This window comes from Rahnella contaminans (genome assembly GCF_011065485.1).
In the GTDB taxonomy this organism is placed as follows: Bacteria; Pseudomonadota; Gammaproteobacteria; order Enterobacterales; family Enterobacteriaceae; genus Rahnella; species Rahnella contaminans.
The window spans coordinates 246,421-259,534 of record NZ_JAADJS010000002.1 but is presented as its reverse complement, the minus strand read 5'-3'; the positions used below and the strand labels follow the sequence as shown (position 1 = coordinate 259,534).

The window sequence follows — 13,114 nt, the reverse complement described above, 5'->3', positions numbered from 1 at the left end:
TAAAACGTCTCCACTTAAATTCATATTCGTTCAGGTTGCTACTGTATATGAGGACGATCTTTTCGATTTCAACAGCCCCATATTACGGTTTTACCGACGGTAACAACTGCGGTTGAGGATAAGATGGGGCCATGACGCTCAGCATCAAGGGGCAAAGTGAAAAAAAATCTTCAATTGCTGTTACGCCAGATCAATGTTTACTGACGCAACCCTCCTTATGATGCCGCGCGCTTCTAAAGATATGCGGCTTTTTTACCCATTTCCCAAGCGTTTCTTCCCCCGATTATCAATTAATAATAATTCTGATACAGAGGATCTATGCAGACCAAAACGTTGGCAAATCCAGGCCCGCTCGGGTTAATGGGATTTGGTATGACTACTATCTTGTTGAATTTACACAACGCAGGCTTTTTCCCGCTGACCGCTGTTATTGTCAGCATGGGCATTTTTTATGGTGGTTTGATTCAAATTCTTGCAGGGATGATGGAATTTAAAAAAGGGAATACCTTCGGCACCACGGCGTTTACCTCCTACGGTGCGTTCTGGCTGAGCCTGGTCGGTATTCTGATGCTGCCACGCATGGGCATGGCCGATGCCAGCAGCGAAAGTTTCCTGGGCGCTTATCTGGGCATCTGGGGCGTTTTCACTCTCTTTATGTTTTTTGGCACGTTGAAAGCAAACCGTGGTTTACAGGTCGTTTTCGGCAGCCTGACTATATTGTTTGCCCTGCTGTGTTTCGGCAACATGACCGGCAATACAGCAGTTCTGCATTTTGCAGGTTTTGAAGGTATCTTCTGTGGCGCCAGCGCGATTTATCTGGCGATGGCCGAAGTGCTCAACGAGCAGTATGGCCGTACCGTTTTGCCGATTGGCGAACCGAAAAGCTACGCTCGCGATGTGAATGCGGTTACGGCATAACGCACGACGTATCAGATGAAAAAGCCCCGATGAACGGGGCTTTTTTTTGCGCCAAAAATGAGTTTAAGAAACTTACTGGCCGGAAGCGGCGCGCTCTGCAAATTTAGCTTCGCGGGCGGTTTCACTGTTCAGATCACGGCTGAGATAAATGCCAGTCAGTAAACCAATCACGGACAATGCCAGCACGTAATAAGCCGGTGCCATAGGTGTCAGACGCATGATAAGCGTCACGAACACCGGCGTCAGGCCACCAAAAATGGCATAAGCCACATTGTAAGAGAAAGAAATCCCGGTAAACCGCACTTCCGCCGGGAAAGCCCGCACCATCACATACGGCACCGCACCAACCACGCCCACGCTTAAACCGGCCAGCGCGTACATTCCCATCAGCACAGACGGGTCAGCCGCAACCATATGATAGAAAGACCAACTGCAAATACCGAGGAAGAGGCTGCCGATAATAAACGTCTTACTGGCGCCCAGACGATCCACAACACTGCCCGAAATAATGCAGCCGAACATCAGCGCAACAGTGGCGAGGCAGTTTGCCTGCAACGCCGCTGCCGCCGGAATACCAAACTGTTTTTGCAGCCACGTTGGCGTCATCAGAATAACGACTACGATCCCCGCGGACAGCAGCCATGTCATCAGCATCGACACCACGATTTCTTTTTTATGATTCGCGACAACGGCCTTCAGCGGCAATTCTTCGGCCAGCGCTTTGTGGGCTTTCATCTCGATAAAGACCGGCGTTTCCTGCAACCAGCGGCGCAGATACAGGGCGATTAACCCGAAGATCCCACCGATAAAGAAGGGAATGCGCCAGCCATACTGGCTGATCGCGGCAGGCGCCATACTGGTGTTCAGTAAAGTTGCCACAAGAGAACCCAGCAGGATACCCATTGTCAGGCCAGCTGTCAGCGTTCCGCAGGCAAAACCAATACGGTTACGCGGGACGTGTTCCGCCACAAAAACCCAGGCTCCCGGCACTTCGCCGCCGATCGCTGCGCCCTGCAAAATACGCATCAGTAACAGCAATAACGGTGCGGCAATGCCGATCGAAGCGTACGTCGGCAGGAGCCCCATCGCCAGCGTCGGTAACGCCATCAGCAGAATACTCAGGCTGAACATCCGTTTGCGGCCAACCAGATCCCCAAAGTGCGCCATGATAATGCCGCCCAGCGGCCGCGCCAGATAACCGGCGGCAAAAATGCCAAACGTCTGAACCTGACGCAGCCAGTCGGGCATATCAGCCGGGAAGAAAAGGTCGCCAATAACCGCAGCGAAGAAGACGAAAATGATGAAATCGTAGAATTCGAGGGCGCCGCCCAGCGCAGCCAGGGAAAGCGTTTTGAAGTCCTGCCGGTCCAGCCGGCGCGATTGTGCGTGTTGCATAAGAGTCCGTGTGACGCCAGAGTGAAAATGGAAACGGTTTTTGCCGCTTTTTGTAAAGTAATTATTACTATAGCGGCAAATATTTTTCACACCAGAGCGCCTGAATCTTATTTCAAAAACAAAGCGTATTCAGTTTTTTGTGTCGCGACGGGCACTTTTTGGACGAAATGCTGCTACCACATGGTCGTGCGTTTCAATATACGGCCCGTCGAGCAACTGGATGCAGTAAGGCACGCTGGCGAAAATACCGGAAACGATCACTTTGCCTTCCGCGTCTTTCAGCCCTTCCAGCGTTTCCTGAATAGATTTGGGTTGTCCCGGTAAGTTGAGGATCAGCGCCTGTTTGCGGATCACGCCGACCTGACGCGATAAAATTGCCGTCGGGACAAAGTGCAGGCTGATCTGACGCATCTGTTCACCAAAGCCCGGCATCTCACGATCGGCGATGGCCAGCGTGGCGTCCGGTGTCACATCACGGCGCGCGGGGCCGGTTCCGCCGGTGGTCAGCACCAGATGACAGCCACTTTCATCGACCAGCTCGCTGATCGCCTGTTCAATCAGAGGTTGTTCATCCGGAATAAGCCGGGTTTCGAGCTTAAAGGGCGTGATGAGCGCTTTCTCCAGCCATTCTTCCAGCGCCGGAATACCTTTGTCCTGATACACCCCACCCGACGCACGGTCTGACACCGATACCAGACCAATTCGCAATTTATCCATGCCATTTCTCCGTGACAAAATCTGCTTTCAATAAGCCTCATTATATCGATAACGGCACGGGGTTTTATCACAGACACAAAAAAAGCGGCTGATTAGCCGCTTTTTGTCGAAACTGAGTGCTGATTACAGCAGATCAGAGATCATTTTTTCCAGTTTACCCTGGTCAACAGCAAACTTACGGATACCGTCCGCCAGTTTGTCGATCGCCATTGGATCCTGGTTGTGTTCCCAGTAGAACTGAGGTTCAGTCAGTGGTGCAGGACGCGGCTTGGTTTCACCGGAGAAGGACAGTTTGCGTTCCAGCGGGCCTTCACTTTCAGCCAGCTCTTTCAGCAGCGCAGGGGCGATAGTCAGACGGTCACAGCCAGCCAGTTCGATGATTTCGCCGATGTTACGGAAGCTTGCGCCCATCACGACAGTTTCGTAGCCGTGTTGTTTGTAGTATTCGTAGATTTCGGTCACAGACACAACGCCCGGATCTTCATTCGGTGCGAACTCTTTTTTGTCGCCATTGGCTTTGTACCAGTCGAGAATACGGCCAACGAATGGAGAAATCAGGAACACACCGGCTTCTGCACATGCACGTGCCTGAGCGAAGGAGAACAGCAGCGTCAGGTTACAGTTGATGCCTTCTTTTTCCAGTTTTTCCGCTGCGCGGATACCCTGCCAGGTAGAAGCCAATTTGATCAGGATACGGTCGTTACTGATGCCCGCATCGTTGTACAGTTTGATCAGGCGTTTCGCTTTTGCCACACTCGCGTCTGTGTCGTAAGACAGACGTGCGTCAACTTCAGTTGAAATACGGCCCGGGACAAGTTTCAGGATTTCCAGACCGATGTTCACTGCCAGTTTGTCAGCTGCATCAGTAATCTGCTGATCGTGATCACTGCTCTGGTCACGTGCCCAGGCGATTGCTTCGTCGATCAGTTTACGGTATTCAGGAATTTGCGCAGCGCTGAGGATCAGTGACGGGTTAGTGGTCGCATCCTGCGGCTGGTACAACTTCATTGCCGCGATATCTCCGGTGTCAGCAACAACCTGAGTCATTTGGCGTAGGGAAGTCAGTTTATCGGTCATTTTGGCATATCTCATCGTTTGGACGTTTTCGTATAGGCATTTTCATGCCTTGCCTTTGGCTGATGATAACATGCAAAAAGCCACGCGCAAGGCGCTTATCACGGCATGCTCGGCTACGAACATCTATGGATTTCTCACCTTCCAAAACACACAAAATCAGCCAATTTGCATATGTCCCCGTTTCAATAAAAAAGGTATGTTAGCCAACCAAAGTGGTCATAGCCCTCAGAGCGAACAACTAAAAAAATGAAGGGTTTATCAACCAAGGATAATTCATGAATGATCTGCTGGATTTTTTTGACACCATTCTCTGGAGTTCCATCCTGATTTACCTGCTGTTTGGCACCGGCATTTACCTCACCATGCGCCTGAGTTTCATCCAGTTCCGTCGTTTCAGACATCTGTTTTCCCCTGCCCTTTTTACGACTGGCCGCGATCCACGAGGAATGTCACCCTGGGGCTCGCTGTGCCTGAGTTTATCCTCACGTATTGGTACCGGTAACCTGACCGGCGTGGCGATAGCCATTACCCTCGGCGGGCCCGGCGCGATTTTCTGGATGTGGGTCATCGCCGTTTTCAGCATGGCAACGGCCCTGATTGAAAACACGCTGGCACAGATATACAAAGGCGCGGGCGAACGCGGTAAATTTCGCGGCGGACCGGCAGATTACATGGAGAAAGGGCTGGGCATGCGCTGGATGGGCATTCTGTTTTCCTTCCTGATGGTTGTCTCCTGCGGCTTTGTTTTCAGTGCGTTACAGGCTAATTCCATTGCTCAGGCCTCCTTTCATTTGCTACATGTTCCCCATCTGACCACCGCCGCTATTCTGGCTACGATGACCGCTCTGCTGATTTTTGGCGGTATACGTTCTGTTATCTGGCTGTCCAAATGGATGGTTCCGCTGACGGCCATTGCGTACCTGCTGCTGGCGATCTGGGTCATCGGTCATAACATCGAAAAATTGCCGCAGGTGATTGCGCTGGTCTTCAAAAGCGCTTTCGGCTTACAGGAAGCGGCCTCCGGCGCTCTGGCTTATGGCGTCACGCAGGCCATCACTCAGGGAATGCAGCGCGGCGTTTTTGCGAGCGAAGCGGGCGTCGGTTCGTCACCAAATGCGGCGGCGATGGCGTCGGTCACCCACCCCGCCACCATGGGCTTCAACCAGATGTTTGCCGTCTTTATCGATACCGTGGTGATTTGCACCGCCACGGCGCTGATTGTGCTGACGTCAGGCGTGCTTGATCATCCGGACGCGCCTTTTGGTATCCGCTTATTACAGCAGGCCATCACGCCCGCAACGGGCGGGTGGAGCCACATCGCACTGGCCGTGCTGGTGTTTTCCTTCGCCTTTACTTCTATCTCAGGCAACTACGCGTATGCGGAAAACAACCTGAGTTTCGTTCACCGCGCCGCGCCGTATAAATTGCTGATTTTCCGCCTGATGGTCATCGGGATGGTGTTCTGCGGCTGTCTGATGGAACTGCATATCGTCTGGAAACTGGCGGATATCTTCATGGCGCTGATGGCAATACTGAACCTGACCGCACTGCTGCTGCTTTCGGGCGTGGCGGTCAAAGTGGTGAAAGACTACGAACGCCAGCAACGTATGGGGAAAATACCGGTGTTTAATCCCGACCATTTCCCGGAATTACGCGACCAGCTGGAGCCGGGAATTTGGGATAAAAAAACGTCCCGGCGCTGACAGTTAAGCTTTTACCTATCGATATCATGGCTCCCCCGCGGCGGCTTTTTTGCTACAGTAGTGCAACGAAAAAATCCCAAATTTAAAGCGTCACTGACCAACGGACGAGACCATGCTGACCATTATTTCACCTGCCAAAACGCTCGATTACGAAAGCCCGCTTGCGACAACGCGCTATACCCAACCTGAGTTGCTGGATAAATCGGCTCAGTTGATCACCGTGGCGCGTAAAATGTCGCCTGCGCAGATCTCTTCACTGATGGGGATCAGCGATAAACTGGCCCACCTGAACGCCGAACGCTTCAATGACTGGCAGCCGGATTTCACGCCGAAAAATGCCCGTCAGGCGCTTCTGGCCTTTAAAGGTGATGTGTATACCGGCCTGCAGGCGGAAGATTTCAGCGAGAAAGATTTCGATTTTGCCCAAAAACATCTGCGCATGTTGTCCGGTTTATACGGCCTGCTGCGTCCGCTGGATTTGATGATGCCGTATCGTCTTGAAATGGGTATCCGTCTGGAAAACCCGCAGGGCATGAATCTGTATGCTTTTTGGGGCGATTTACTGACTGAGAAACTCAACCTGTTGCTCAGCGAACAAAAAAGCAAAGTGCTGGTAAATCTGGCATCCGATGAATACTTCAAAGCGGTAAAACCTAAACTGCTGAATGGCGAAATCATAAAGCCGGTATTCCTCGATGAGAAAAACGGCAAATACAAAGTCATCAGCTTCTATGCCAAAAAAGCACGTGGCCTGATGAGCCGCTTCATTATCAAAGAGCGTCTGGATAAGCCGAAACAACTTCAGGATTTCAATCTGGAAGGTTACGAATTTGATGAATCACGTTCACAGGGCAATGAACTGGTATTTACCCGCCCTGAACGCTGAGTTTACTGAGTCGTAAGCATAAAAAAGCCCTCACGAAGAGGGCTTTTGCATTTGTGAATCAGCGTATTTATTCAGGCAGCGCCATCAGGAATGCACGCATTTCGCTGAAGTCAGCCGGGAGATTGTGCGACAACAATGGCAGGTCTGCACGATCTGCCAGTTCTTTCGGCAAACCGATGTCCTGATCCAAAATCGCTTCCACGCTCTCTTTGAATTTTGCCGGATGCGCGGTGCCGATGAACAGGCCGAATTCGCCCGGTTGCAACTGGTCACGCAGTACCCGGTAAGCAATCGCCGCGTGAGGTTCAGAAATATATCCGATATTCGCCAGCTCGCGCATCGCGTCTTCGGTGGTGTCGTCACTGACCGCGCCGAAGCCCAGATCTTTCAGCTGCCAGGTTTTACGGCGATACAGTTCTTCCACGCGCGGCCAGTTGTTTGGCTGGCTGACGTCCATGGCGTTCGACAATGTCGCAACGGTTTTCTTCGGTTCCCATTCGCCATTGCTCAGGAAACGCGGCACGGTGTCATTGGCGTTGGTGGCAGCTATAAAACGCTTCACCGGCAGACCGAGAGATTTCGCCAGCAAACCGGCAGTCAGATCACCAAAGTTACCGCTTGGTACAGAAACTACCAGCTGATTACGGGCTTCCTGAGGCAGTTGTGCCACGGCTTCGAAGTAATAGCAAATCTGCGCCAGCAGACGGCTGATGTTGATGGAGTTCGCGGAATTGAGCTTCAGGACATGTTTCAGTTCTTCATCATCAAACGCCTGCTTGACCAGCGCCTGACAGGCATCGAAATCGCCATCGATAGCCACGGTGTGAATATTGCCACCGAGAGTACAGAACAATTTTTCCTGAAGCGGGCTGATTTTGCCGCGCGGATACAGGATCACTACACGAACGTTTTTCAGACCGTGGAAAGCGTGCGCCACAGCAGCACCGGTATCACCGGATGTTGCGGTCAGGATCGTGACCGGCTGATCGCCAGAAACCTGCGTCAGGATCTGCGCCATGAATCGGCCACCGAAATCTTTAAATGCCAGGGTCGGGCCGTGGAACAGCTCCAGACAGGCAATATCGTCTTCCACTTTTGCGACAGGCGCCGGGAAGGCAAACGCGTTTTTCACGCGCTGATGCAATTCATCTTCAGGAATTTCATCGCCGATGAAAGCAGAAAGAATGCGCGTGCTGCGGGTGACGAAATCCAGATCCAGCAGGCGGTCAATTTCAGTCAGCTCAAACTCCGGCAGGTCGAGCGGGAAGAATAATCCCTGTTGTTTGCCCAGACCTTGTTTGACGGCCTGCGCAAAACTCACTTGCTCGTTGTGATCCTTCAGGTTGTACAGTTTCATTAGTTATCCCAGTCGATTATCGAGTTATCCCAATACCCGCGCGCCAGCGGTATCCAGACGACAAATATGAACAAAGCCTTCGTCATTTTGCAGATAGTGTGTCTGCAACCAGTCGGCCATACGTTTCGCCGTTGCGCTGTCATTGCAGACGGCAAACAGCGTCGGGCCGGAACCGGAAATCCCGCAAGCCAGCGCACCGATTTCTTCGGCCGCGCTGCGTGCTTCGGCAAAACCCGGCAGAAGACGTGTGCGGTAGGGTTCGGCGATCACATCTTTCATCAGCTTCGCGGCCAGCGCCGGCTGCTGTGTGTGGCACGCATGAATAAAGCCCGCCAGATAACGCCCGTGGCTGATGCAATCCTGGCGGCGATACTGCGCCGGTAAAATCGCGCGCGCTTCCGCCGTCGATACTTTGATGCCCGGATACGCCATCACCCACAGCCAGTCGTCAAAACTTGGCACGTTCTGGCTGATGATATCCAGCTCTTCGAGCATCAGCTGGATGCCACCCAGATAGCATGGTGCGACGTTATCAAAGTGCACACTGCCAGAAATTCGCCCTTCCAGCTCGCCCATCAGCTCCAGCATTTTGTTGTCGCTGAGCGGCTTGCCGCAGAATTCGTTCATTGCCATCAGACCGGCAACCACCGAACAGGCGCTGGAACCTAATCCGGAGCCGATCGGCATATTTTTTTCAAGCGTCATAGCCACCGGCACATCTTTGCCGATTTCCTGACAGAAACGCTGCCAGCACTGATAAACGATATTGTCTTCCATCCGGTCAGGCAGTTTGGAAACAAACTTGCCTTCGTTTTTCAGGCTGAATTTTGTGGCGGCTTCTACCGATACGCAATCACCCAGAAGCGTGCCATCCACCGGAGACACTGCGGCGCCCAGAACGTCAAAACCTACGCTGACGTTCCCAATTGAAGCCGGGGCATACACCTTAACCATATTAAACTCCTAACTTCCATGACAGCGTTCTCAAAAGATCGGCAAACACACCCGCCGCCGTCACATCATTACCGGCACCATAACCGCGCAACACCAGCGGTAACGGCTGATAATAGCGGCTGTAAAACGCCAGCGCATTCTCACCATTTTTTACTTTATAAAGCGGGTCATTACCATCGACAGCGTCAATTTTTACCTTGCAGCGCCCTTCTTCGATAGCACCGACGTAGCGCAATACTTTACCCGCTGCCGTCGCATCCGCAACGCGCTGAGCAAATTCGGCGTCCAGTCCCGGCAGTCGTGCCACAAATTCATTTACATTGCCCGAGGAATCAAACGATGCAGGCAAAACAGATTCCACATCGATATCCGATAATTCCAGCTTATAACCGGCTTCACGCGCCAGAATAAGTAACTTACGGGCGACGTCCATACCCGACAGATCATCACGCGGATCCGGCTCGGTGTAGCCCATCTCGCGCGCCTGCAAGGTGGCGGCAGACAGTGACATGCCTTCGTCCAGCTTACCGAAAATGAAGGACAGCGATCCGGAGAGGATCCCGGAGAAACGCAGCAGTTCATCGCCCGCATTCAGCAGGTTTTGCAGGTTCTCGATAACCGGCAAACCGGCGCCGACGTTGGTGTCGTACAGGAATTTGCGACGCGAACCATCTGCCGCTTTACGCAGCTGATGGTAATAATTCATCGATGAGGTATTGGCCTTTTTGTTCGGCGTGACGACATGGAAACCATCGGCCAGGAAGTCGGCATATTGGTCCGCCACTTCCTGGCTGGAAGTACAGTCAACAATCACCGGGTTCAGCAGATGGTATTCCTTCACCAGGCGGATCAGACGGCCCAGATTCAGAGGCTCTTTCGCCGCGCCCAGTTCGTCCTGCCAGGTATCCAGCGGAATGCCGTGAACGTTGGTGAGCAACGCGCGGGAATTGGCAATACCGCAAATGCGCAGATCGATATGTTTGGTTTTCAGCCAGGCCTGCTGACGGCGGATCTGTTCGATCAACGCCCCGCCGACACCGCCGACGCCAATCAGAAAGACTTCGATAACCTGATCGGTGTTGAACAACATCTGGTGGCTGACGCGGACACCGGTAGTGGCATCTTCGTTATTCACCACAACGGAAATGGAACGCTCAGAAGACCCCTGCGCGATGGCGACGATATTGATATTGGCGCGCGCCAGTGCGGAGAAGAATTTCGCCGAGATTCCGCGCAGTGTACGCATGCCGTCGCCGACCACAGAAATCACGGCCAGTTTTTCCATCACATCCAGCGGCTCAAGCAGACCATCTTTCAGCTCAAGATAGAACTCATCTTCCAGCGCCTTGCGTGCGCGAACCAGCTCACTTTGCGGCACGCAGAAGCTGATGCTGTATTCAGACGAAGACTGGGTGATCAGCACAACGGAAATCCCGGAGCGCGACATCACTGCAAAAACGCGCGCCGCCATGCCGATCATCCCTTTCATTCCGGGGCCGGAAACGTTGATCATCGCCATGTTATTCAGATTGGTGATGCCTTTTACCGGCGTGCTGTCATCAAGGCTTTCACTGCCGATCAGGGTTCCCGGCGCCTGCGGGTTAGTGGTGTTTTTAATCAGGCAAGGGATCTGGAACTGGGCAATCGGCAGGATGGTACGCGGGTGAAGGACTTTCGCGCCAAAATACGAAAGCTCCATGGCTTCCTGATAGGACATCGATTTCAGCAAGCGGGCATCGGGCACAGTGCGCGGGTCGCAGGTATAAACGCCGTCGACGTCAGTCCAGATTTCACAGCAGTCAGCGCGCAAACAGGCGGCCAGTACGGCGGCTGAATAGTCGGAACCGTTGCGGCCCAGCACCACCAGTTCGCCTTTTTCGTTACCGGCAGTGAAACCGGCCATCAGCACAATGTGATCGGCAGGAATGGCGCTGGCGGCAATCCGGCGGGTGGATTCGTTGATATCGACAGTGGATTCAAGATAGTGGCCCTGAGCCAGCAGCTTTTCGACAGGATTAATGACGGTGACGCCAAACCCTTTCGCGATGAAAACGGCCTCCATAATGGCGATAGAGAGCTTTTCGCCACGACAGATAATTGAGGCGTTCACGCTGTCCGGGCATTGCCCCAGCAGCGCGATGCCGTGCAGTAACTGTTTAAGCTGAGCGAATTCCTGATCAACAAACGCTTTCACTTTCGGCAAATCAAAGCCCGGCTGCTGTGCTGCCAGACCGGTAATCAACTGACCAAAAATGTTTTCTGCGTCGCTCATGATGGTCTTGATGTCTTGTCCGGCGACAGTCCGTTCAATCATGGCAACCAGATAGTTGGTAATTTTGGCAGGCGCGGATAATACCGTCGCGACCTGTCCCTGACGCGCATTGCTTTCCATAATGTCCGCAACCCGCAAGAAGCGTTCTGCGTTTGCTACCGAGGTCCCGCCAAATTTCAACACTCGCATTTCTGGTTCTCTCCTGAAGCTCTCGTTTAAATGTAAAAAAAAAGCCCGCACTGTTTAGGTGCGGGCTTTTTTTCTTTTTCCTGTACGCGTCAGCCCGCCCCGTTACCTGTGGTATCGGTGGTGGTAATAATTGTTGTGTTCAGGCTGATGATTCGCATTTTATTTTTCTGTCTGTCTTTAGGTTTGTACTCTGTCTGCCTCTATTAGCTAAAGCATAAGGCACAATAAGTCAATTTTTTTCTGTTTTTGCCCGGTTAATCACGGACAGAATCAAATGGATAATGAGCTGCCATTAAAATCATTTTCAGTGTTATCCGCAGGTCTCTTTCCTTCACACCGAAGATCACACCAGTGAAGCGGGTATTCCCGTCAGATCATTGGGTCAGCTTTTTTTCGATGTCATGCAGCAATGTGTGCAGCATTGCGGCGTCGCGCTGCTGCAAAAGACCGAGCCTCTGATGCAGCCAGTCGGACAGTTTCTGGTCGTCTCCGGCACCGACATTTTCCAGTAAACGATCCACTCTTCCACGCAGCGCAGACAACTGTCCTTCCTGCGCGTTTTCCGCTTTCGCCGACGTCACCTGATTCAGCGCTGACAGCTGATAGCAGAAAACCATCACCGCCTGGCCCAGATTCAGCGAGGGGTAATCTGCCACCATCGGGACGCCGGTCAGAACATCGGCAAGTTCCAGCTCTTCATTCGTCAGCCCGGAATCTTCGCGCCCGAACACCAGCGCCGCGTGGTTTATCCAGTCGCTCTTCTCTTCGAGCTGAACCTGCAATTCCTGCGGCGTGCAGTAATAGTGAAAACGCGCGCGGCTGCGTGCGGTGGTGGCAACGGTAAAATCAATGTCGGCCAGCGCTTCGGCGAGCGTATTGAAATGCAGCGCATTTTGCAGGATTTCCTGCGAACCGTGCGCAACCCAGCCGGCTTCCGGTTTGAGATGCGCCTCGCTGTCTACGATGCGCAATGACGCGAAGCCCATCGTTTTCATTGCCCGGGCAGCCGCACCGACATTTTCCGGGCGGGCCGGAGAAACTAAAATAATATGAAGTTGCATGTCGCGCCCCTGCAAAGAGTGAATGAAATTGCCGCCTGTTTTACAGCGATGAAATTTTATCCGATTCCAAAACTATTCATCGCTTATATTCTTCACAAGAACTTAACAGTCGGCTCAATATATTCTTTTATTTTATCGGAAAAGCTTACCCGATACGAAAAAAAGGTGCTGGTGCGGTTAAGCCGACTTTAAAGAAAAATTTATCATTATTTTTCATAAAGATATATAATAAGAATACATACAGATTTTGCATTTATCTTTCGTTGCTTGATGAATTGCTGAATCGTGTACAATAAAGGCCGAAATGTGACTCAAGCGTGCATTCTTGTAAGTGTTTTTCACTGTTCTGTTACCGTGCTACAATTGAACTTGATATATGTCAACAAACCGTAATTTTGTTGGGTGGTAATTTCGGCACTCGCTGTTATATTGCTGTTAATAGGGTTAGGATGTTCGCCGCTTTAGAACCCCGTGGAACTGCAGAAAGTGGAATCCCTGACCGAGCTTGCGATGTTGTTGCCGTTGATGGAAATTGCATCGAGAACGCGTTTACGTACTTTAGTCATGTAACGAGTGAGATGGCCA

General features: G+C 52.1%; 11 protein-coding genes and 1 other annotated feature. Of the genes, 3 read left to right on the top strand and 8 right to left on the bottom strand.

Annotation, left to right across the window (positions count from 1 at the left end; translation table 11 throughout):
* Window positions 1-318: 318 nt before the first annotated feature.
* On the top strand, window positions 319-918 hold the full coding sequence (gene satP / locus GW579_RS10380) for an acetate uptake transporter (protein WP_165058954.1): 600 nt from the start codon (window positions 319-321) through the stop codon (window positions 916-918).
* Between the two features lie 72 nt (window positions 919-990).
* Here the strand turns inward: satP and GW579_RS10375 are convergent, their stop codons facing one another.
* The 3 genes from GW579_RS10375 to tal all read right to left on the bottom strand — a co-directional run bounded on the left by GW579_RS10375 (window position 991) and on the right by tal (window position 4,107).
* Window positions 991-2,313 carry an MFS transporter gene (locus tag GW579_RS10375; protein ID WP_152325181.1) on the bottom strand — a complete coding sequence of 441 codons (1,323 nt, stop codon included), beginning with the start codon at window positions 2,311-2,313 and terminating at the stop codon, window positions 991-993.
* 129 nt (window positions 2,314-2,442) lie between these two features.
* Window positions 2,443-3,030 (bottom strand): molybdopterin adenylyltransferase, encoded by a 588-nt coding sequence (gene mog / locus GW579_RS10370; RefSeq protein ID WP_152325182.1) that lies wholly within the window; start codon window positions 3,028-3,030, stop codon window positions 2,443-2,445.
* Window positions 3,031-3,153: 123 nt separating this feature from the next.
* Window positions 3,154-4,107, bottom strand: a complete 954-nt coding sequence (tal, locus tag GW579_RS10365; protein WP_165058952.1) for a transaldolase — start codon at window positions 4,105-4,107, stop codon at window positions 3,154-3,156.
* Window positions 4,108-4,382: 275 nt separating this feature from the next.
* Here tal and GW579_RS10360 point away from each other — a divergent pair, with 275 nt between their 5' ends.
* Window positions 4,383-5,810, top strand: a complete 1,428-nt coding sequence (locus tag GW579_RS10360) for an alanine/glycine:cation symporter family protein (RefSeq protein ID WP_152325184.1) — start codon at window positions 4,383-4,385, stop codon at window positions 5,808-5,810.
* A gap of 112 nt (window positions 5,811-5,922) precedes the next feature.
* Window positions 5,923-6,696 carry a peroxide stress protein YaaA gene (yaaA, locus tag GW579_RS10355; RefSeq protein WP_152325185.1) on the top strand — a complete coding sequence of 258 codons (774 nt, stop codon included), beginning with the start codon at window positions 5,923-5,925 and terminating at the stop codon, window positions 6,694-6,696.
* A gap of 67 nt (window positions 6,697-6,763) precedes the next feature.
* Here yaaA and thrC read toward each other — a convergent pair whose 3' ends face one another.
* The 5 genes from thrC to GW579_RS10330 form a co-directional block, all read right to left on the bottom strand.
* Window positions 6,764-8,053 (bottom strand): threonine synthase, encoded by a 1,290-nt coding sequence (gene thrC / locus GW579_RS10350; protein ID WP_165058950.1) that lies wholly within the window; start codon window positions 8,051-8,053, stop codon window positions 6,764-6,766.
* 24 nt (window positions 8,054-8,077) lie between these two features.
* Window positions 8,078-9,007: a homoserine kinase gene (thrB, locus tag GW579_RS10345; RefSeq protein WP_152325187.1), complete on the bottom strand. Its 930-nt coding sequence runs from the start codon at window positions 9,005-9,007 to the stop codon at window positions 8,078-8,080.
* Window position 9,008: 1 nt separating this feature from the next.
* On the bottom strand, window positions 9,009-11,468 hold the full coding sequence (gene thrA / locus GW579_RS10340; protein WP_165058948.1) for a bifunctional aspartate kinase/homoserine dehydrogenase I: 2,460 nt from the start codon (window positions 11,466-11,468) through the stop codon (window positions 9,009-9,011).
* 34 nt (window positions 11,469-11,502) lie between these two features.
* Window positions 11,503-11,619, bottom strand: a sequence feature (Thr leader region).
* Entirely contained in the window at window positions 11,558-11,626 is a 69-nt protein-coding gene (gene thrL / locus GW579_RS10335) for a thr operon leader peptide (RefSeq protein ID WP_071823645.1), read from the bottom strand. (Overlaps the previous feature by 62 nt.)
* A 216-nt stretch (window positions 11,627-11,842) precedes the next feature.
* Window positions 11,843-12,529: a tRNA/rRNA methyltransferase gene (locus GW579_RS10330; RefSeq protein ID WP_152325189.1), complete on the bottom strand. Its 687-nt coding sequence runs from the start codon at window positions 12,527-12,529 to the stop codon at window positions 11,843-11,845.
* Between the last annotated feature and the right edge of the window lie 585 nt (window positions 12,530-13,114).

Coding starts and splice junctions, on each gene's coding strand:
- GW579_RS10375 (WP_152325181.1), bottom strand. CDS start 2,313: ATGCAACACGCACAATCGCGCCGGCTGGACCGGCAGGACTTCAAAACG.
- GW579_RS10330 (WP_152325189.1), bottom strand. CDS start 12,529: ATGCAACTTCATATTATTTTAGTTTCTCCGGCCCGCCCGGAAAATGTC.
- thrB (WP_152325187.1), bottom strand. CDS start 9,007: ATGGTTAAGGTGTATGCCCCGGCTTCAATTGGGAACGTCAGCGTAGGT.
- thrA (WP_165058948.1), bottom strand. CDS start 11,468: ATGCGAGTGTTGAAATTTGGCGGGACCTCGGTAGCAAACGCAGAACGC.
- GW579_RS10360 (WP_152325184.1), top strand. CDS start 4,383: ATGAATGATCTGCTGGATTTTTTTGACACCATTCTCTGGAGTTCCATC.
- thrC (WP_165058950.1), bottom strand. CDS start 8,053: ATGAAACTGTACAACCTGAAGGATCACAACGAGCAAGTGAGTTTTGCG.
- mog (WP_152325182.1), bottom strand. CDS start 3,030: ATGGATAAATTGCGAATTGGTCTGGTATCGGTGTCAGACCGTGCGTCG.
- tal (WP_165058952.1), bottom strand. CDS start 4,107: ATGACCGATAAACTGACTTCCCTACGCCAAATGACTCAGGTTGTTGCT.
- satP (WP_165058954.1), top strand. CDS start 319: ATGCAGACCAAAACGTTGGCAAATCCAGGCCCGCTCGGGTTAATGGGA.
- yaaA (WP_152325185.1), top strand. CDS start 5,923: ATGCTGACCATTATTTCACCTGCCAAAACGCTCGATTACGAAAGCCCG.